The sequence below is a fragment of the Geodermatophilus sp. SYSU D00698 genome, from assembly GCF_054050335.1.
On record NZ_JBJGZD010000001.1, the window covers coordinates 50,158 to 67,773 of the forward strand.

The 17,616-nt window shown below is 75.9% G+C and carries 16 protein-coding genes; 4 read left to right on the forward strand and 12 right to left on the reverse strand.

What is annotated here, in order from left to right:
• Nucleotides 1-25: 25 nt before the first annotated feature.
• Genes ACI8AB_RS00265 through ACI8AB_RS00275 form a run of 3 tightly spaced genes read left to right on the forward strand, consistent with a single transcriptional unit; the run spans nucleotide 26 to nucleotide 1,353 of the window.
• Nucleotides 26-682, forward strand: a complete 657-nt coding sequence (locus ACI8AB_RS00265; protein ID WP_456948490.1) for a maleylpyruvate isomerase family mycothiol-dependent enzyme — start codon at nucleotides 26-28, stop codon at nucleotides 680-682.
• Nucleotides 679-984, forward strand: a complete 306-nt coding sequence (locus ACI8AB_RS00270; RefSeq protein ID WP_456948491.1) for a hypothetical protein — start codon at nucleotides 679-681, stop codon at nucleotides 982-984. The genes ACI8AB_RS00265 and ACI8AB_RS00270 overlap by 4 nt, the downstream gene beginning before the upstream one ends.
• Before the next feature lie 33 nt (nucleotides 985-1,017).
• On the forward strand, nucleotides 1,018-1,353 hold the full coding sequence (locus tag ACI8AB_RS00275; RefSeq protein ID WP_456948492.1) for a hypothetical protein: 336 nt from the start codon (nucleotides 1,018-1,020) through the stop codon (nucleotides 1,351-1,353).
• A gap of 9 nt (nucleotides 1,354-1,362) precedes the next feature.
• On the opposite strand, the gene ACI8AB_RS00280 is transcribed toward ACI8AB_RS00275, so the two are convergent.
• The 9 genes from ACI8AB_RS00280 to ACI8AB_RS00320 all read right to left on the reverse strand — a co-directional run bounded on the left by ACI8AB_RS00280 (nucleotide 1,363) and on the right by ACI8AB_RS00320 (nucleotide 12,519).
• Nucleotides 1,363-2,145 (reverse strand): isocitrate lyase/PEP mutase family protein, encoded by a 783-nt coding sequence (locus ACI8AB_RS00280; RefSeq protein ID WP_456948493.1) that lies wholly within the window; start codon nucleotides 2,143-2,145, stop codon nucleotides 1,363-1,365.
• Nucleotides 2,146-2,215: 70 nt separating this feature from the next.
• Entirely contained in the window at nucleotides 2,216-2,698 is a 483-nt protein-coding gene (gene def / locus ACI8AB_RS00285) for a peptide deformylase (protein WP_456948494.1), read from the reverse strand.
• The gene (proB, locus tag ACI8AB_RS00290) at nucleotides 2,695-3,831 is read right to left on the reverse strand and encodes a glutamate 5-kinase (RefSeq protein ID WP_456948495.1); all 1,137 of its coding nucleotides are present in this window, start codon (nucleotides 3,829-3,831) and stop codon (nucleotides 2,695-2,697) included. The genes def and proB overlap by 4 nt, the downstream gene beginning before the upstream one ends.
• Nucleotides 3,828-5,321, reverse strand: coding sequence for a GTPase ObgE (gene obgE, locus ACI8AB_RS00295; protein ID WP_456948496.1), 1,494 nt, complete (start codon nucleotides 5,319-5,321; stop codon nucleotides 3,828-3,830). The genes proB and obgE overlap by 4 nt, the downstream gene beginning before the upstream one ends.
• Before the next feature lie 158 nt (nucleotides 5,322-5,479).
• Complete coding sequence (gene rpmA, locus ACI8AB_RS00300) at nucleotides 5,480-5,737, reverse strand: 50S ribosomal protein L27 (RefSeq protein ID WP_387985394.1); 258 nt, start codon at nucleotides 5,735-5,737, stop codon at nucleotides 5,480-5,482.
• Between the two features lie 7 nt (nucleotides 5,738-5,744).
• Nucleotides 5,745-6,056, reverse strand: a complete 312-nt coding sequence (rplU, locus tag ACI8AB_RS00305; protein ID WP_110007164.1) for a 50S ribosomal protein L21 — start codon at nucleotides 6,054-6,056, stop codon at nucleotides 5,745-5,747.
• A 191-nt stretch (nucleotides 6,057-6,247) separates the two neighbouring features.
• Nucleotides 6,248-9,544, reverse strand: coding sequence for an Rne/Rng family ribonuclease (locus ACI8AB_RS00310; RefSeq protein ID WP_456948497.1), 3,297 nt, complete (start codon nucleotides 9,542-9,544; stop codon nucleotides 6,248-6,250).
• Nucleotides 9,545-9,820: 276 nt separating this feature from the next.
• Entirely contained in the window at nucleotides 9,821-10,588 is a 768-nt protein-coding gene (locus tag ACI8AB_RS00315; RefSeq protein ID WP_387985398.1) for a TIGR03936 family radical SAM-associated protein, read from the reverse strand.
• A 2-nt stretch (nucleotides 10,589-10,590) separates the two neighbouring features.
• Nucleotides 10,591-12,519, reverse strand: a complete 1,929-nt coding sequence (locus tag ACI8AB_RS00320; protein ID WP_456948498.1) for a TIGR03960 family B12-binding radical SAM protein — start codon at nucleotides 12,517-12,519, stop codon at nucleotides 10,591-10,593.
• Between the two features lie 115 nt (nucleotides 12,520-12,634).
• On the opposite strand from ACI8AB_RS00320, the gene ACI8AB_RS00325 reads away from it, so the two are divergent.
• The gene (locus ACI8AB_RS00325; protein WP_456948499.1) at nucleotides 12,635-15,040 is read left to right on the forward strand and encodes a putative bifunctional diguanylate cyclase/phosphodiesterase; all 2,406 of its coding nucleotides are present in this window, start codon (nucleotides 12,635-12,637) and stop codon (nucleotides 15,038-15,040) included.
• A gap of 3 nt (nucleotides 15,041-15,043) precedes the next feature.
• Here the strand turns inward: ACI8AB_RS00325 and ACI8AB_RS00330 are convergent, their stop codons facing one another.
• From ACI8AB_RS00330 to ACI8AB_RS00340, 3 genes are read right to left on the reverse strand one after another with little or no spacing between them, the layout of a single operon-like run.
• Complete coding sequence (locus ACI8AB_RS00330) at nucleotides 15,044-15,877, reverse strand: ABC transporter permease (RefSeq protein ID WP_456948500.1); 834 nt, start codon at nucleotides 15,875-15,877, stop codon at nucleotides 15,044-15,046.
• Entirely contained in the window at nucleotides 15,874-16,650 is a 777-nt protein-coding gene (locus ACI8AB_RS00335; RefSeq protein ID WP_456948501.1) for an ABC transporter permease, read from the reverse strand. Before ACI8AB_RS00335 ends, ACI8AB_RS00330 begins: the two co-directional genes overlap by 4 nt.
• Before the next feature lies 1 nt (nucleotide 16,651).
• Complete coding sequence (locus ACI8AB_RS00340) at nucleotides 16,652-17,605, reverse strand: ABC transporter ATP-binding protein (protein WP_456948502.1); 954 nt, start codon at nucleotides 17,603-17,605, stop codon at nucleotides 16,652-16,654.
• Between the last annotated feature and the right edge of the window lie 11 nt (nucleotides 17,606-17,616).

A 17,616-nucleotide genomic window follows, 5' to 3' on the forward strand; every position in this document is an offset into this window, starting at 1 on the left:
CTTACCAACACCGGGGGAGGTCGTCGTGGACCTCGACGACGTGTGGCGCACCATCGACGCCCAGCGCCTGAGCCTGGCCGACCTGCTCGACGACCTCTCGCCGACCGAGTGGGAGACCCCGTCCCTGTGCGACGCCTGGCGGGTGCGCGACGTCGCCGCGCACCTGACGCTGGCGCAGATGGGCCCGTGGCCCCTGACGGTCGCCGCGATCCGGGCGGGCGGCAGCTTCAACCGGATCATCCGGGACACGGCCCTGCGCGTCGGCCCGCTGCCCGACGACGAGTACGGCCGGCGGATCCGGGCGATGGTCGGCTCGCGGAAGCGGGCGCCGTTCATCTCCCCCATCGAGCCGCTCACCGACGTCCTCGTGCACGGGCAGGACATCGCCCTGCCGCTGGGCAGGGAGCGGCCGATCCCGCCGGTCCCCGCGGCCGTGTCGGCCCGGCGGGCCTGGGCGATGAGCTTCCCGTTCGGGGTGCGGAAGCGGCTGGCCGGCCTGCAGCTGCGGGCCACCGACAGCGACCTCGTGCTGGGCGAGGGCGCGCCGGTCGAGGGCACGACCGGCGACCTGCTCCTGCTCATCACCGGGCGCACCGCGACGGTGCACCGGCTCTCCGGCGAGGGGCGGCAACGGCTGCCGGCGGCGGACGGCCGCCGGGAGGAGTCGAGGAGGACGACATGACCCTGGGTGTGATCACGGACGTGTCCGCACCGGTGGAGACCTACGACGCGATGCACGCGGCGATGCTCGAGCGGATCGGCCCGGCCGTCGAGGGCCTGCTGCTGCACCTGGGCCGGCAGACGGCGGACGGCTTCCAGGTGATCGACGTGTGGGAGTCCCGCGAGGCCTACGAGCGTGGGATCCGGGAGGTGGTCGGGCCGGTGTCCGAGGAGGTGCTGGGAGGACGGGCACGGCCGGCCACGACCGTCACCGAGTTCGAGGTCCGCGGCCTCGTGCTGCCGCGGGCCGGCGTCGCGGTCTGACGTCGCGCTCTCGTCGGAGAGGGGGACGAGGTCATGTGGGCAGTGACCGAGGACGCGTCCGCACCGGTGGAGCAGCCGTACGACGTGGTGGAGCTCTACGACACCGTGCACCGGCTGCTGCTGGAGCGCACCGGCGGGGTCTTCGACGGCCGACTGGTCCAGCTGGCCTGGGCGACCGCCGACGGGTTGCGGGAGGTGGCGGTGTGGGAGTCCCGCGAGCAGTACGACCGCTACGGCCGCGAGGGCATCGGGCCGCTGGTCGCGGAGGTCCTCGCGGGGCGGCCGTGGCCGACCGTGGTGGTCACCCCGTTCGACGTCCGCGGCCTGGTGGTCCCGGCCGGCGGGGTGGCACTCCCCGCCGGCCGGTGACCCGCCGGCTCAGTTGAGCGCGCGGGTGCCGGGCGGCAGGACGCCGCCGCCGACCATCTCGACGACGGCGTCCTGCAGCGCGGTCAGCGCGACCCGCTGGGTGAACGGGCCGGTGGAGACGCGGGCGACGCCGAGCTCCTGCATCTCGCGGGCCGGCAGCGACCGGCCGGGCACGCTGATCAGCGTCAGCCTGTTGCGGCCCAGGCCCTCGACGACCGCCTCGATCTCCTCGCGCCCGATCAGCCCGGGGACGAACACGACCGGGGCGCCGGCCTCGAGGAAGGCCTGCCCGCGGCGGATCGCCTCGGCGACCAGCTCAGCGCGGTCGGCGTCGCGCCCGGCGCGGACGAAGGCGTCGGTGCGGGCGTTGAGCACGAAGTCGATGCCGGCGTCGCGCCCGGCCCGCACCACCGCCTCGACGGCGGCCACGGCCTCGTCCAGCGGCTTCATCTGGTCCTCGAGGTTGCCGCCGACGACGCCCTGCCCGATGGCGCGGCGGGCGGTCTCGCCGGCGTCGCCGTAGCCGGCCTCCATGTCCATGCTGACCGGCAGGTCCACCGCGGCGGTGATCCGGCCGACCATGTCCAGGTGCAGGTCCAGCGGGATGTTCTCGCCGTCCTCGTAGCCGAAGGTGGCGGCGATGCCGTGGCTGGCGGTGGCCAGGGCCCGCACCCCGTCGGTGGCCGCCACCACCTGCGCGGAGACGACGTCCCACACGTTGGTGAGGACGAGGATCTCCGGGGCGGTGTGCAGGTCGAGCAGGGTCCGGGCGCGGGTGGCGAGGTCGGTCACGGGACCCGACCGTACGGCCTCGTCCAGAGGCTCGCACCGGGCTCGCGAGGGGTGAGGAGGACGAGGTCCTTCACCGGTCGCGCAGCGCGCGCAGGGCGGCCTTGCGGGCTTCGCCGGCGAGCCGGTCGAGGAACACCTTCCCGTCGAGGTGGTCCACCTCGTGCTGCAGGCAGCGGGCCATGAGCCCGGTGCCCGACAGCCGCAGCGGCCCCCCGTGCACGTCGAAGCCCTCGACGACGGCGGACATCGCGCGCACCGTGGGCGCCCAGAGCCCCGGGATGGACAGGCAGCCCTCGTCGCCGTCCTGGGTCTCCTCCGACAGCTCCACGACCCGCGGGTTGACCACGTGGCCGATCTCGCCGTCGACGTTGTAGCTGAACACCCGGGCGCTCACCCCGATCTGCGGGGCGGCCAGCCCGGCGCGGCCGGGGTGGTCGACGGTCTCCTCGAGGTCGCGGACCAGGGCGGCCAGTTCCTTGTCGAAGGCCCGCACCTCGTCGGCGGGCGTGCGGAGCACGGGGTCACCGAGCTCGCGGATGGGGCGGATCGTCACCCGGGCAGTCTCGCAGCCGTCCGCGGCCGCCCGACCAGCACCATCTCGTCGCGGTGCACCACCTCGCGCCGGTACTCCGGGTCGAGGTCGGTCGTGCGGCGGCCGAGCAGCGCCGGCAGCTCCCGGGCGTCGTAGGCGACTAGTCCGCGGGCGACGACGGTGCCGTCGGGCCCCACGAGCTCGACCGGGTCGTCGGCCAGGAAGTCGCCGTCGACGCCGGTGACCCCGGCGGCCAGCAGCGAGGCGTGCCGCTCGCGGACCGCGCGGACCGCGCCGTCGTCGAGCACCAGCCGCCCGCGCGGCCGGCTGGCGTAGCGCAGCCAGAACTGCCGGCCCGAGGGACGGCGGCCCGAGGGCTCGAACAGCGTGCCGACCCGCTCGCCGGCCAGCGCGGCCGCGGCCTGCGGCGTCGAGGTGACCACGACCGGCACGCCCGCGCCCGAGGCGATCAGCGCCGCCTCGACCTTGGTGGCCATGCCCCCGGTGCCGACGCCGTTGCGCCGGGCGGTGCCGAGGGTGACCGCGGCGAGGTCACCCGGGCCGCGGACGGTGTCGAGCAGCTGCGCCGGGCCGGTGCGCGGGTCGCCGTCGTAGACGCCGTCGACGTCGGACAGCAGCACGAGCGCGTCGGCGGCGGCCACGTGCGCCACCAGGGCGGCGAGCCGGTCGTTGTCGCCGAAGCGGATCTCGTCGGTGGCGACCGTGTCGTTCTCGTTGACGATCGGGATCACGCCGAGGGTGAGCAGCCGCTCCAGCGTCTGCCGGGCGTTGCGGTAGTGCCCGCGGCGGGTGAGGTCGTCGGCGGTCAGCAGCACCTGCCCGACGGTGACGCCGTGCCGGTCGAAGGCGTCGGCGTAGGTCTGCACCAGCCGCAGCTGGCCGACGCTGGCCGCCGCCTGCGCCGTCGCCAGGTCCCGCGGCCGGCCCTCGACGCCGAGCGGCGCCAGGCCCGCCGCGATCGCCCCCGAGGACACCAGCACCACCTCGCGGCCCTGCGCCCGCACCGCCGCGAGGACGTCGACCAGCGCGGCGAGCCGGTCGGCGTCCAGCCCGCCGGGCAGCGTGGTCAGCGACGAGGACCCGACCTTGACGACGACCCGGGGGGCGCCGGCGACCTGCGGACGGGCGGTCACTCGGTCTCCCCGGGCAGGTCGTCGTCGGTCCACGTCTCGGTGAGCTCGTAGGGCACCCGGCGGGCCTTCTTCGCCGCCAGCCGCTCGGCCGCGCGCACGCGGTGCGGCGCGTCGATGCGGTTGTCGGTGCCCCGGCCGCCCAGGCCCGCGGTCTCCTCGGCCAGCGGCGTGCCGGCGGGCAGGCTGGGCGCGAAGTCGAAGGCCACGTCGCCGATGACGACGGTGTCGCCCTCCTGCGCGCCGAGCTCCGTCAGCTCGTCCTCGACGCCGAGCCGGTTGAGCCGGTCGGCGAGGTAGCCGACCGCCTCGTCGTTGGTGAAGTCGGTCTGCCGCACCCAGCGCTCGGGCTTCACGCCGCGGACGACGTAGGCCTCGTCCTCGGCGTCGAAGGCGACGGTGAACCCGGAGTCGTCGACGGCGCGCGGGGTGAGCGTGACGCGGGCGGGCTCGGGCGCCGGCAGCGCGGCGCGGTGCTCCTCGACGGCGGCGGCCAGCGCGTAGCCGAGCTCGGGCAGCCCCTCCCCCGTCGCGGCGCTGACCGCGAACACCCGCAGCCCGCGCTCCTCCAGCGCCGGGCGGACGAGGTCGACCAGCTCGCGGCCGTCCGGCACGTCGATCTTGTTGAGGACGGCGAAGCGCAACCGGCCCACCAGGTCCAGCTCGTCGCCGCCGGCCGCGCCCTCGGAGTACAGGGCGAGCTCGCGCTCCAGCGCCTCGATGTCGCTCTCCGGGTCCCGGCCGGGCTCGAGCGTCGCCGTGTCGACCACGTGCACGAGCACCGCGCAGCGCTCGACGTGGCGGAGGAACTGCAGGCCCAGGCCCTTGCCGGTGGCCGCGCCCGGGATCAGCCCGGGCACGTCGGCCATCGTGAACACGGTGTCGCCGGCGCGGACGACGCCGAGGTTGGGCACCAGCGTGGTGAACGGGTAGTCGGCGATCTTGGGCCGGGCCGCGGACATCGCCGCGATCAGCGAGGACTTGCCCGCCGAGGGGAACCCGACCAGGCCGACGTCGGCGACGCTCTTGAGCTCGAGGACGGCGTCGAAGCCCTCCCCCGGCTCCCCGAGCAGCGCGAAGCCCGGGGCCTTGCGCCGGGGGTTGGCCAGCGCGGCGTTGCCCAGCCCGCCCTTGCCGCCATGGGCGAGCACGACGCGGGTGCCGGCACCCATCAGGTCGGCGACCACCTCGCCGCCGACGCTGACGACCGTGCCCTCCGGGACGCGCAGCACGCGGTCCTCGCCGCGGGCGCCGTGCCGGTGGCTGCCGGCGCCGGGCCGGCCGTTGCCCGCCCGCTGGTGCGGGCGGTGGTGGAAGTCGAGGAGCGTGTGGACCGAGGGGTCCACCTCGAGGACGACGTCGCCGCCGTCCCCTCCGTTGCCGCCGTCGGGGCCGCCGAGGGGCTTGTACTTCTCGCGGTGCACGGACGAGACGCCGTGACCGCCGTTGCCCGCGGCGACGTGCACGACGACGCGGTCGACGAACGCGGCCATGTCTGCTCTACCTGCTCACTGCTCGCTCAACGACGACGAGCGCACGGGCCCGAAGCCCGTGCGCTCGTCCTCGTGCTGTCCGTGGTGACCTCACGGTCGGCCCCCCCGCAGGGCCCCGCCCCGAGCGGAGCGAGGGGTGGGGGCGGTGGGGTCCTTCCTCAGGCCTCGACCGTGGTGATCGAGACGGTCTTGCGGCCCCGGCTGGTGCCGAAGGTGACCGCACCGGGGGTCAGCGCGAACAGCGTGTCGTCGCCGCCGCGGCCGACGCCCAGGCCCGGGTGGAAGTGGGTGCCGCGCTGGCGCACGATGATCTCGCCGGCCTTGACGACCTGGCCGCCGAAGCGCTTGACGCCGAGGCGCTGGGCGTTCGAGTCGCGGCCGTTGCGGGAGGACGAGGCGCCCTTCTTGTGTGCCATGTCGTCGTCAGCCCTTCGTGATGTCGCGGACGACCACGTCGGTCAGCGGCTGACGGTGGCCCTGACGCTTGTGGTAGCCCGTCTTGTTCTTGAACTTGTGGATGCGGATCTTCGGGCCCTTGCCGTGGCCGACGATCTCGCCGGTCACGGTCACGCCGGCCAGCGCCTGCGCGTCACTGGTGACGGTCTCGCCGTCGACCAGGAGCAGGGCCGGGAGGGTGACGGTGTCGCCCGCCTCACCCGCGAGACGGTTGACCGTGAACCGGTCGCCCACGGCCACCTTGTGCTGCCGGCCCCCGGCCTTCACGACTGCGTACACCACTGAACTCCTCGATCGCTGCTGTCTGTCCCCGCGCTGCGTCCTACGCGCACCCCGGCGCGGGCGCCGGGTGCTGGACGGGCCGCTCCGCCTGCGCGGGACCGGGAGACCCGGTCCGGGGCGGTGCAACCCGACCAGCGTACCCGAGCAGCCGGGACCGGGTCGAACGCGGCCCCGGCTGCCCGGAGGGTCTAGCTGGCCGGCGGCCCGGCCGGGCGGCTGGCGGCCCGGCGGCGGCGCGGGCGCGCCCCGCCCACCGCGGCACCGGTGCCGTCGTCGGCCACCGGCGGCTGCGCCTCGGCGGCCGGGGTCTCCTCGGCCGGGGCCTCCTCGGCCAGGACCCCCTCGGCCGGGACCTGGCCGCCGGGGGCCTGCGGGTCCGCCGCCGGGGCCGGGTCGTCGGGGCCGGCGCCCGCGGGGACCGCCTCCTCCTCGCCCGGGCCCTGCGGCTCCGCGGAGGCGGCGTCCACCGGGACGGGGGCGTCGGTGACCAGCAGGCCGGGGTCGGCCTGCGGGGCCTCCCCCGCGTCCTCCGGCTCCGCGACCTCGGGCTCCGCGGTCAGGGGCCGAGCCGGCCCGGGCTGCGGCGCCTCCTCCGGCTCGGTCACCTCGGCGCCCGGCACCTCGGCGCCGACCGCGGCCGTGACCTCGACCTCGGGGGCCTCGTCGGCGGCCGCGGCCGGACCGGCGACGGCCTGCTCCGCGACGGCCTCCTCGGACGTCCCGGCGTCGGCGGGCTCCTCGCCGGAGGCTGCGGCGAGCACCGCGGCGTCCTCGGCGGCGCGCTCCTCACCGGACTGGCCGCGGTTGCGCCGTCCCCGGTTGCGCCGCCCGCCGCCGGACCGCTGGCCCTCGCCGTTCTCGGCGGCGTCGGGCCCGGTCCCGGGCGCGGCGACCTCGGCCTCGGTCCGGTCGGCGTCCTTGCGGTCGGTGTCCTTGCGCTCGGTGTCCTTGCGCTCGGTGTCCTTGCGCTCGCCGCGCTCGGCGTCCTTGCGGCCCCCCTGGTCGCGCCGGCCGCCGTTGCCGGAGCCCGGGCCGTGCCCGCCCGAGCCGTTGCCGCCGCGGCGGCGGTCGTCGACCGGGTCGGTGTGCACGATGACGCCGCGGCCGCGGCAGTGCTCGCACGGCTCGGAGAACACCTCGAGCAGGCCCTGGCCCACCCGCTTGCGGGTCATCTGCACCAGGCCCAGCGACGTCACCTCGGCGACCTGGTGCTTGGTGCGGTCGCGGCCCAGGCACTCGGTCAGCCGCCGCAGCACCAGGTCGCGGTTGCTCTCGAGCACCATGTCGATGAAGTCGATGACGATGATGCCGCCGACGTCGCGCAGCCGGAGCTGGCGGACGATCTCCTCGGCCGCCTCCATGTTGTTGCGCGTGACGGTCTGCTCGAGGTTGCCGCCGGACCCGGTGAACTTGCCGGTGTTGACGTCGATGACCGTCATCGCCTCGGTGCGGTCGATGACCAGGGAGCCGCCCGAGGGCAGCCAGACCTTGCGGTCCAGTGCCTTGGCCAGCTGCTCGTCGATGCGCAGGTCGCGGAAGACGTCGCCCTCGCCGGTGTGCCGGGTCAGCCGCCCGGTGAGCTCCGGGGAGACGTGCGCGACGTAGGCCTCGACGGTGTCCCACGCGTCGTCGCCCTGGACGACGAGCTCGCTGAAGTCCTCGTTGAAGACGTCGCGGATGACCCGGATGGCGAGGTCGGGCTCGCCGTAGAGCAGCGCCGGGGCGTTGTTCGACGACTCCGACTTCTGCCGGATGACCTCCCACTGCGCCTGCAGCCGGGCGACGTCGCGGGTGAGCTCCTCCTCCGAGGCGCCCTCCGCGGCGGTGCGGATGATCACGCCGGCGTCGTCGGGGACGATCTTCTTCAGGATGTCCTTGAGCCGCTGCCGCTCGGTGTCGGGCAGCTTGCGGCTGATGCCGGTCATCGACCCGCCGGGCACGTAGACCAGGAACCGGCCGGGCAGGTTGACCTGCTGGGTCAGCCGGGCGCCCTTGTGGCCGATCGGGTCCTTGGTGACCTGCACCAGCACCTTGTCGCCGGACTTGAGCGCCTGCTCGATCGAGCGCTGCTTGCCGCTGAGCCCGGCGACGTCCCAGTTGACCTCGCCGGCGTACAGGACGGCGTTGCGGCCCTTGCCGATGTCCACGAACGCCGCCTCCATGCTGGGCAGCACGTTCTGCACCCGGCCGAGGTAGACGTTCCCGGCGAACGACGTCGCCTGGGCCTGGGTGACGTAGTGCTCGACCAGCACGCCGTCCTCGAGGACGGCGATCTGGGTGCGCTCGCCGCGCTGGCGGATCACCATCCGGCGCTCCACCGCCTCGCGGCGGGCGAGGAACTCGGCCTCGGTGAGGATCGGCGCGCGGCGGCGGCCGCTGTCCCGGCCCTCGCGGCGGCGCTGGCGCTTGGCCTCCAGCCGGGTGGAACCGGTGACGCCGCGGACGTCGTCGTCGCTGGTGCTGCGGCCGTTGCGGCCGGCGCGCTCGGGGCGGTCGTCGTCGTCCTCGGCCGCGGCTGCCTCGCCGTCCCCGCCGCGGCGGCGGCGCCGGCGGCGGCGCCGCGTGGTCGACGTGCCCTCGGCGCCCTCGCCGTCGTCGCCCTCGGCGTCCTCGCCGGCCTCCGCGTCGGGGTCCTCGTCCTCGGCGTCCTCGTCGTCGGAGGCGCGCTCGGCGGTGTCCTCGTCGGCGTCGGTGTCCGCGGCGTCGTCCCCGTTGCGGCCGCGGCCGCGGCCGCGGCGGCCCCGGCGGCGGCGCCGGCTGCCGCCGGCGGTCTCGTCGCGGTCGGCCTCGTCGCGGTCGGTCTCGTCGCGGTCGGCGTCGTCGCGGTCGGCGTCGTCGCGGTCGGCCTCGTCGGCGTCCTCGGCGGTCCCGACGACGGCCCGCTCGTCGGCGGGCTGCTCCTCGGCGGCCCCGCCGCGGCGGCGCGACCGGCTGCGGCGCGAGCGCGGCGCCGGGGGCTCCGCGTCGTCCTCCGCCGGCGCCGCGACGTCCTCGACGTCGGGCGACTCGGGCAGCGGCCGGCGGCTGCGCCGGCGCGGCGCCGGCGTCACCTCCGCCTCGGGGGCCACGAAGCTCACGAAGGCCGGCGCCACCGGGGCGGCGACCGGCGGGGGCGGCGTCCAGGCGGCGGGCTCGGGGGCGGCCGCCGGGCGGGTGGCGCGGCGGCGGGGCCGGGCGATGACCGCGGTCGGCTCCGGTGAGCTGAACTGGGCGCCGAACGGCGACCGGTCCGGCTCGTCCTCCGGCTCCTCCTCGGGCTCCGGGGCGGGCGGGGGCTCCGGGTCGGGGTGGGAGTCGGAGTCGGCCTCCGCCGGCGGCTCGGCCGCGGCGGTCCCCGCCGGCTCCTCGGCCGGGGTCTCCCCGGTCGCCGCCTCGCCGCTCAGGACCTCCGCGACCGGCGCGTCGCCGGGCGGGAGGGCGGGCGCGCTGCCGGCGTCGGTGGTCGGGGTGTCGGTGGTCGGGGTGTCGCTGTCCTGGTCGGCCACGAGGGCTCGCCTCCTGTGTGGTGCTCCCGGGCGCCGGTCCCCACCGGGGACGGGCGGCCGCGCAGGAGCACGGGTTGGGCGGGCCGGGCGGCCGCACGGGGTGCGGCGGCGAGCCCGGCTCGCGAAGTCTGTGGTCGGTCCCGCGCGGCGGTCGCCGCGGCCGGGGCCGGACTGCTGGTGGAGCGGTGGTGCCGATGGTCTCGGGTGGTGCCGGTCCTGGGCGGCACGTCTGGCAGCCGTGTCGCTCGACGTCGCGGTGGCTCCCGGGTCGCCCGGTCAGACGGCGGCGTGCTCCCCCTGGCAGCGGGTGCGCGCCGCTCGGTCGGGACCGAGCGGATCGGCCACGGTCCCGCTGCCGTCGAGCCGGCCCTGCGCCTCACGCACGGCCCGGGGGGGCGACGGCGGGCGCAGGTCGGCGACGGCGGCGAGAGCGGCCACCACGTCGTCGGGTCGAACGGCGGGCGTCACCTGCCGGACGACCACGTGCAGTATGGCACATCCTGCCTCCCCGCCCGCGGACGCGGACGCGACGGGGCCGCGCGCATCGACGTCGCGGAGGCCGTTCTTGGTGCGCTTGGCGACCAGCACCTCCTCCCGGGCCAGGAAGGCGTCGACCGCCGCGGCGAGGGTCGCGGGCTCGACGCCGGACAGCTCGATCCGCCACCGCGCGGCGTCGATCCGGTCGGCCAGCGAGCCGCCGCCCTCGGCGGCCTCCACGCACTCGAGGACGTCGATGCCCGGGGGCAGCGACGCGTCCAGCGCGGCCCGGACCTCCTCGGGATCGCGCCGCTCGGCCAGGCCGATCTCCAGGTACTCCGCCTCGCTGGCCGCCCCGGTCGGCGCCGCGCCCACGTAGCTGATCTTCGGGTGCGGGGTGAAGCCGGCGGAGTAGGCCATCGGCACCCGCGCGCGGCGCAGCGCCCGCTCCAGCGCGCGGGCGAGGTCGCGGTGGGAGGCGAAGCGCAGCGGGCCGCGCTTGGCGTAGCGCAGCCGCAGGCGCTGGACGGTCGGCGGCGGGGGCGGGCCCTCCGGGGTGCGGGCCACGGTCAGCGGCCGACGACGGTGAGCGGGAGCAGGCTGCGCCCGGTGGGGCCGATCTGGATCTCGGTGCCGTTGGTCGGGCAGACGCCGCAGTCGTAGCAGGGGGTCCACCGGCAGTCGGCGACCTCCTCCTCCGACAGCGCGTCCTGCCAGTCGTCCCAGAGCCACTCCTTGTCCAGCCCGGAGTCCAGGTGGTCCCAGGGCAGGACCTCGTCCTGGGTGCGCTCGCGGGTGGTGAACCAGTCGAGGTCCACGCCGAGCGGGGTGAGCTCCGCGGCGGCCGCGGCGGTCCAGCGCTCGTAGGAGAAGTGCTCGCTCCAGCCGTCGAACCGGCCGCCCTCGCGCCACACCCGCTCGACGACCCGGCCCACCCGGCGGTCGCCGCGGGACAGCAGGCCCTCGATGACGCCGGGCTTGCCGTCGTGGTAGCGCAGGCCGATGGAGCGACCGATCCGGCGGTCGGCGTTGATCGCCTGCCGCAGGACCCTCAGGCGGTGGTCGATGGTCTCCGCGCTCGCCTGCCCGGCCCACTGGAACGGCGTGTGCGGCTTGGGCACGAACCCGCCGATGGACACGGTGCAGCGGATGTCCTTGCGGCCGCTGGCCTCGCGGCCCGCCCGGATCACCTCCACGGCCAGCTCGGCGATCTCCAGGACGTCCTCGTCGGTCTCCGTGGGGAGCCCGCACATGAAGTAGAGCTTCACCTGCTGCCAGCCGTTGGCGTAGGCGGTGGTGACCGTGGCGACCAGGTCCTCCTTGGACACGGTCTTGTTGATCACCCGGCGGATCCGCTCGCTGCCGCCCTCGGGCGCGAAGGTCAGACCCGAGCGGCGCCCGTTGCGGGACAGCTCGTTGGCGAGGGTGACGTTGAAGGCGTCGACGCGGGTGCTCGGCAGCGACAGCCCGGTGTTGGTGCCCTCGTAGCGGTCGGCGAGCTCCTTGGCGACCTGGCCGATCTCGGAGTGGTCGGCGCTGGACAGCGACAGCAGCCCGACCTCCTCGTAGCCGGTCGCGCGCAGGCCCTGGTCGACCATCGAGCCGATACCGGTGATCGTCCGCTCGCGCACCGGGCGGGTGATCATCCCGGCCTGGCAGAACCGGCAGCCGCGGGTGCAGCCGCGGAAGATCTCGACGCTCATCCGCTCGTGCACGCTCTCGGCCAGCGGCACCAGCGGCGTCTTCGGGTAGGGCCACTCGTCGAGGTCCATGACGGTGCGCTTGCCGACCCGGGCCGGGACGTCGTCGCGGGTGCGGGTCACCGCGGCGATCGCGCCGTCGGGACCGTAGGAGACGGCGTAGAAGCGCGGCACGTACACGCCGTCGACGCGGGCCAGCCGGGCCAGCAGCTCCTCGCGGCCGCCGGGGCGGCCCTGCTTCTTCCACGCCTTGACGACGTCGGTGACGTCCCCGACGACCTGCTCGCCGTCACCGAGGACGGCGCAGTCGACGAAGTCGGCGATCGGCTCCGGGTTGAACGCCGCGTGCCCGCCGGCCACGACGACCGGGTGCGTCTCGTCGCGGTCGGCCGCGTGCAGCGGGATCCCGGCGAGGTCGAGGGCCTCGAGCAGGTTCGTGTAGCCCAGCTCGGTGGCGAAGCTGACGCCGAGGACGTCGAAGTCGCGCACCGGGCGGTGGGCGTCGACGGTGAACTGGCCGACGCCGTGCTCGCGCATGAGCGCGGCGAGGTCGGGCCAGACGGCGTAGGTGCGCTCGGCGAGGGCGTCGGAGCGCTCGTTGAGCACCTCGTACAGGATCATGAGGCCCTGGTTGGGCAGCCCCACCTCGTAGGCGTCCGGGTACATCAGCGCCCAGCGCACGGCGACGTCGTCCCAGGCCTTGACCTGCGCGTTCAGCTCACCGCCCACGTACTGGATGGGCTTCTGCACCTGGGCCAGCAGGGGCTCGAGACGGGGGTACAGGCTCTCTCCGCTCATGACCCGTCCAGGGTAGACGGCTCCCCCGCCGTCCCCGGCCCGGTTCTCGACCGGCGGCTCACCGTGATCGCGACTAAACTGTCGGTGACCAGCAGGACGGCCTCCGAGGAGGAGCATGGTCCCGCCGGCCGGGAGCACCGGTGCACTGCGCGACGCCGACGGCGTCTCCCCGACCCGACCCTCCGGCCGGCTCCCGCACCCGCTGCCCCGGGGCCGGGCTGTGTCCCCGCTGCCCCGCGGCCGGGCGATGTCCCCGCTGCCCCGGGGCCGGGCGATGCCGGCGGAGCAGTGGGCCGCCCACCACCTCCTCGTCCTCCGGACGCTGCTGGTGCTGGTCGCCGCGGTCCCGGTCTACGCGCTGGTCCGCGGGAGCGGCGTCGTCCCCGCGGTGCTGCACGCCGCACCCCTGGCGCTGCTGACCGCGCTGGCCTGGGCCCCGGGGCTGGGCCGCAACACCCGCGCCGCGGCCGCCGCCATCGGGCTGATGACCGCCGCCGCCCTGGGCGTGTGGCTGTCCGACGGCGCCACCGAGGCGCACTTCCTGTTCTTCGCCCTGCTCCCGCTCGCCGCTCTCTACGCCGCGCGGGCGCCGTTCCTGCTCGCGGTCGGCTTCGTGGCCCTCCACCACCTGGTGCTGGGCACGCTGTGGCCGCACGCGGTGTTCGCGCACTCCGTCCCGGCGCTGCCGATGGCCGCCCTGCACGCGGCGTTCGTGCTGCTGGAGAGCTGGGCGTGCCTGGCGGCCTGGCGGCGCTTCGACGACCGGCGCGAGCGCGTCGAGCAGCTGGTCGCCGAGCGCACCGCCGAGCTGCGCGCCCAGCGCGACGAGCTGGCCCGGCTGGCGGCCGTCGTCCAGACCACCGACGACGCCGTCGTCACGACGACCCCCGACGGCCGGATCACCAGCTGGAACCCGGGCGCGGAGCGGCTCTACGGCTGGACCGCCGCGGAGGCCCTCGGTCGGCACGTGTCGATGCTGTCCGCCGGCGCCCCGCTGCCCGCGGACCTGACCCGGCTGCCGCCCGGCAGTCACGAGCGGCGGCACCGCCGGGCGGACGGCTCGGTCTTCGACGCCCTGGTCACCTCCTCCCTCATCCGCGACGAGGACGGCACCCCGACCGGCGTGGCCGGGATCACCCGGGACATCACCGGCCGCAAGCGCGAGGAGGCCGAGGCCCGCGCCGCCGCCCGCCAGCTCGAGCAGCAGGCCGGCGAGCTGGCCCGGATGGCGCTGCACGACCCGCTCACGGGCCTGGCGAACCGGGCGCTCCTGCAGGACCGGCTCGAGCACGCCCTCGCCGACCGCCGCGTCCGCCGGCACGCGGTCCTGCTGCTCGACCTCGACGACTTCAAGGCGGTCAACGACGACTGCGGGCACGAGGCGGGCGACGCCGTCCTGACCGCCGTCGCCCGGCGGCTCGAGTCGCACGTGCGGCCGGCCGACACCGTCGCCCGCCTCGGCGGCGACGAGTTCGTCGTGCTCATGGAGGACGTCGAGGGCCGCTGCGACGTCCTGGCCGTGGCCGATCGGCTGCTGCGAGCGCTGCGCGAGCCCGTGGCCTGGGGCGACGAGCGGTTCACCGTGGGCGGCAGCGTCGGGGTCACGCTCACCGACGCCGGCGACCGGCGCGGCATGGACGACCTGCTCCGCGACGCCGACCTCGCGATGTACGTGGCCAAGTCCGGCGGCAAGGACCGGGTGCGGGTGTTCGAGCGCGGCATGCGCGAGGAGGTCGCCGCGCAGGACGAGCTGGTCCGCGACCTGCGCGCCGCCGTCGACTCCGGCGAGCTGCGGGTGCTCTACCAGCCGCAGGTGGACCTGCGCAGCGGCGCGGTCACCGGCGTGGAGGCGCTGGCCCGCTGGCAGTCGCGCACCCGCGGGCTGGTGGAGCCGGCCGGCTTCATCCCGGTCGCCGAGGCCAGCGGCGTCATCGACGCGATCGACGACTGGGTGATCGGCCGGGCCTGCGCCCAGCTGCGCGCGTGGGACGACGCCGGCCTGCCCCCGCTGCGGGTGGCGGTCAACGTCTCCCCGCGCCGGCTGGCCACCGGCGACCTCGCCGTCAGCATCGCCGCGGCCGCCCGGGACGCGGGCGTGGACCCCGGCCGGCTGGAGATCGAGGTCCCCGAGGCCGTCGCCGCCGGCCCCGACGCCGCGGCCGGGATCCGCGAGGTGCGGGCGCTGGGCGTGCACGTGGCCATCGACGACTTCGGGACCGGCGCGTCGTCGCTGTCCCGGCTGCAGGACCTGCCGCTGGACCGGCTGAAGATCGACCCCTCGTCGGTGGCGCCGCTGGCCGCCGGCGCCGCCGCCGGCTCGGTCGCCGACGCCGTCATCGCGCTCGGCAACAGCCTGGGCCTGCAGGTGGTGGCCGAGGGGGTCGAGCAGCCCGCCCAGCTGGCGGCACTCCGGTCGCTGGGCTGCGACGCCGCGCAGGGCCACCTGTTCGGCTCCCCGGTGCCGGCCGACACCGTCGAGCGGCTGGTCCGCGCCGGCCGTCCGCTGCTCGGGGTGGCCTGAACCTCAGCGCAGCAGCAGGCCCGCCAGCCGGCGGGCGCCCACCGCGAGGCCCGCCACGCCCAGCACCGCGAGGTAGGCGACCGAGACCAGCAGCCCCCACCGCACGTCGCCGGTCACCAGCCCGCGGACCAGCTCGATGCCGTGGTAGAGCGGCGTGCACTCGACGACGACCTGCAGCGGCCGCGGGTAGGTCGACAGCGGGTAGAAGGTCGTGGAGAACAGGAACAGCGGCAGGATCACCACCTGCACGAACTCGAAGTCCTGCCAGCCGCGGAGGAAGGTGCTCGCGGCCAGCCCGACGGCGGCGAAGGCGAAGCCGATGAGCACCGCCGCGGGCAGGGCGAGCAGCGCCCACCACGAGCCGACCAGCCCCATCACGAGCATGACCAGCAGGAACGCCGCGGAGTAGACGGCCCCGCGCAGCAGCGCCCACACCGTCTCCCCCACCGCGGCGTCGGCGGCCGAGACCGGCGTGGCGAGGACGGCGTCGTAGAGCTTGGCGTAGCGCAGCTTGAAGAACAGGTTGAAGACGGCGTCGTAGACCGCGCCGTTCATCGCGGCCGACGCGAGCAGCGCCGGGGCGACGAACTCCTGGTAGGTCAGCGCGGTGCCGGTGTCGGTGACGACGTCGCCGACCAGCCCGCCGATGCCGACGCCGATCGAGAACAGGTAGAAGAACGGCTCGGCGAACCCGGAGACGAACACCAGCCAGCTGCGCCGGGCCACCAGCAGGTTCCGGTACACCAGCTGCCCGGCCCGCCGCGCGGACAGCGGGTACAGCGGCACGATCCGCAGCAGCAGCGACGCCGGGCGCACCGGCGCGGGGACGCCGGTCACCGCACCAGCCGCCGCTGCAGCGCCCGGGCGGCCAGCCACGTGCCGGCGGCGACCCACAGCGCCAGGTAGCCGACGTGCAGCAGCGCGGACCCCGCCCCCGCCGTCCCGAGGGCGAGGTCGCGGGCCAGCGCGACGCCGTGCCACAGCGGGGTGGCGTAGGCGAACCACTCCAGCGCCGCCGGCAGCTGCGTCACCGGGAAGAACGTCCCGCTGAACAGGAACATCGGCACGATGAGGAACCGCTGCAGCGCGGCGAAGGCGGCGTCCTCCTCCAGCCGGGCGGCCATGGCCGTCACCGGCGCGGCGAAGGCCAGGCCGGTGAGCAGCGCGACCGGCAGCGCGAGCACCACCAGCGGGCTCTCCGCGGCGCCGAACAGCACGAGGACGACGAGGAACGCCGCGGCCGACGTCGCGACGCGGAAGGCGACGTAGAGCAGGTGGCCGGTGAGGACGTCGGCCGGGCGGGCGGGGGTGGCGAGCACCGCCTCGTAGAGCCGGTCCCACTTGAGCGCCCCGAGCACCGGGTAGGTCGACTCGCCCGTCGCCGTCTGCATCGCCGCGGCCACCAGCAGGCCCGGGGCGAGGAAGGCCAGGTAGCCCACCCCGCCCGGGACGCCGGGCCCGCGGTCGACGAGGGTGCCGAGCGTCAGGCCCATCGCGGCGAGGAACAGCACCGGCTCCAGCACGCTGCCGATCGCGCTGCTGCGCCAGAAGTGCCGGTGCGCGGTCAGCCGCTGGGCCAGGAAGGAGCGGGCGGCCGGGGACGGGACCACGTCAGTCGACCAGCGTCCGGCCGGTCAGCCGCAGGAAGACGTCCTCCAGCGAGCTGCGCCGGACCAGCGACGACAGCGGACGCAGTCCGAGCGCGAGCACCTCGCTCAGCGCGGCGTCGCCGTCGGGGGTGTAGAGCAGCAGCCGGTCGGGCAGCACCTCGACCCGCTCGACGGCGCCGCGGGAGACCAGCGGCGCCAGCGCGTCGGCGTGCGCGGCCGGCCCGCCGCCGCCCTCGGTCAGCGGGAAGCGCAGCTCGCACACCTCGCGGGTGGACCAGGCGGCGATCAGCTGCGCCGGGGAGCCCTCGGCGGCGATCCGGCCGCGGTCCATGACCACCAGCCGGTCGCACAGCTGCTCGGCCTCGTCCATGTAGTGGGTGGTGAGGACGAGGGTGACCCCGCTCTGCTTGAGCCGGTACAGCCGCTCCCAGAGCACGTGCCGGGCCTGCGGGTCCAGCCCGGTGGTGGGCTCGTCGAGCAGCACGACGTCGGGGTCGTTGACCAGCGCGCGGGCGATGGTGACCCGCCGCTTCATCCCGCCCGACAGCGGCTCGACCCGGTCCCGCGCCCGGTCGGTGAGCTGCACGAAGTCCAGCAGCTCCGCCGTGCGCTCCCGCACGACGGCCCGCGGCAGCCCGAAGTACCGGCCGTAGACCAGCAGGTTCTCCTCGACGGTGAGCTCGAGGTCGAGGTTGTCGGTCTGCGGGACGACACCGAGGCGGGCGCGGATCGCCGGGCCATCGACGGCGGGGTCCATGCCGAGGATCCGCAGCTCCCCCGCCGTCGGCGGCGACACCGCCCCGACCATGCGCATGGTCGTGCTCTTGCCGGCGCCGTTGGGCCCGAGGAAGCCGAAGGCCTCCCCGGGCGCGATGTCGACGTCGATGCCGTCGACGGCGGTGTGCTCGCCGAAGCGCTTCACCAGGCCCCGGGCCCGGACCAGCGACTCCACCATGTCCCCCATGC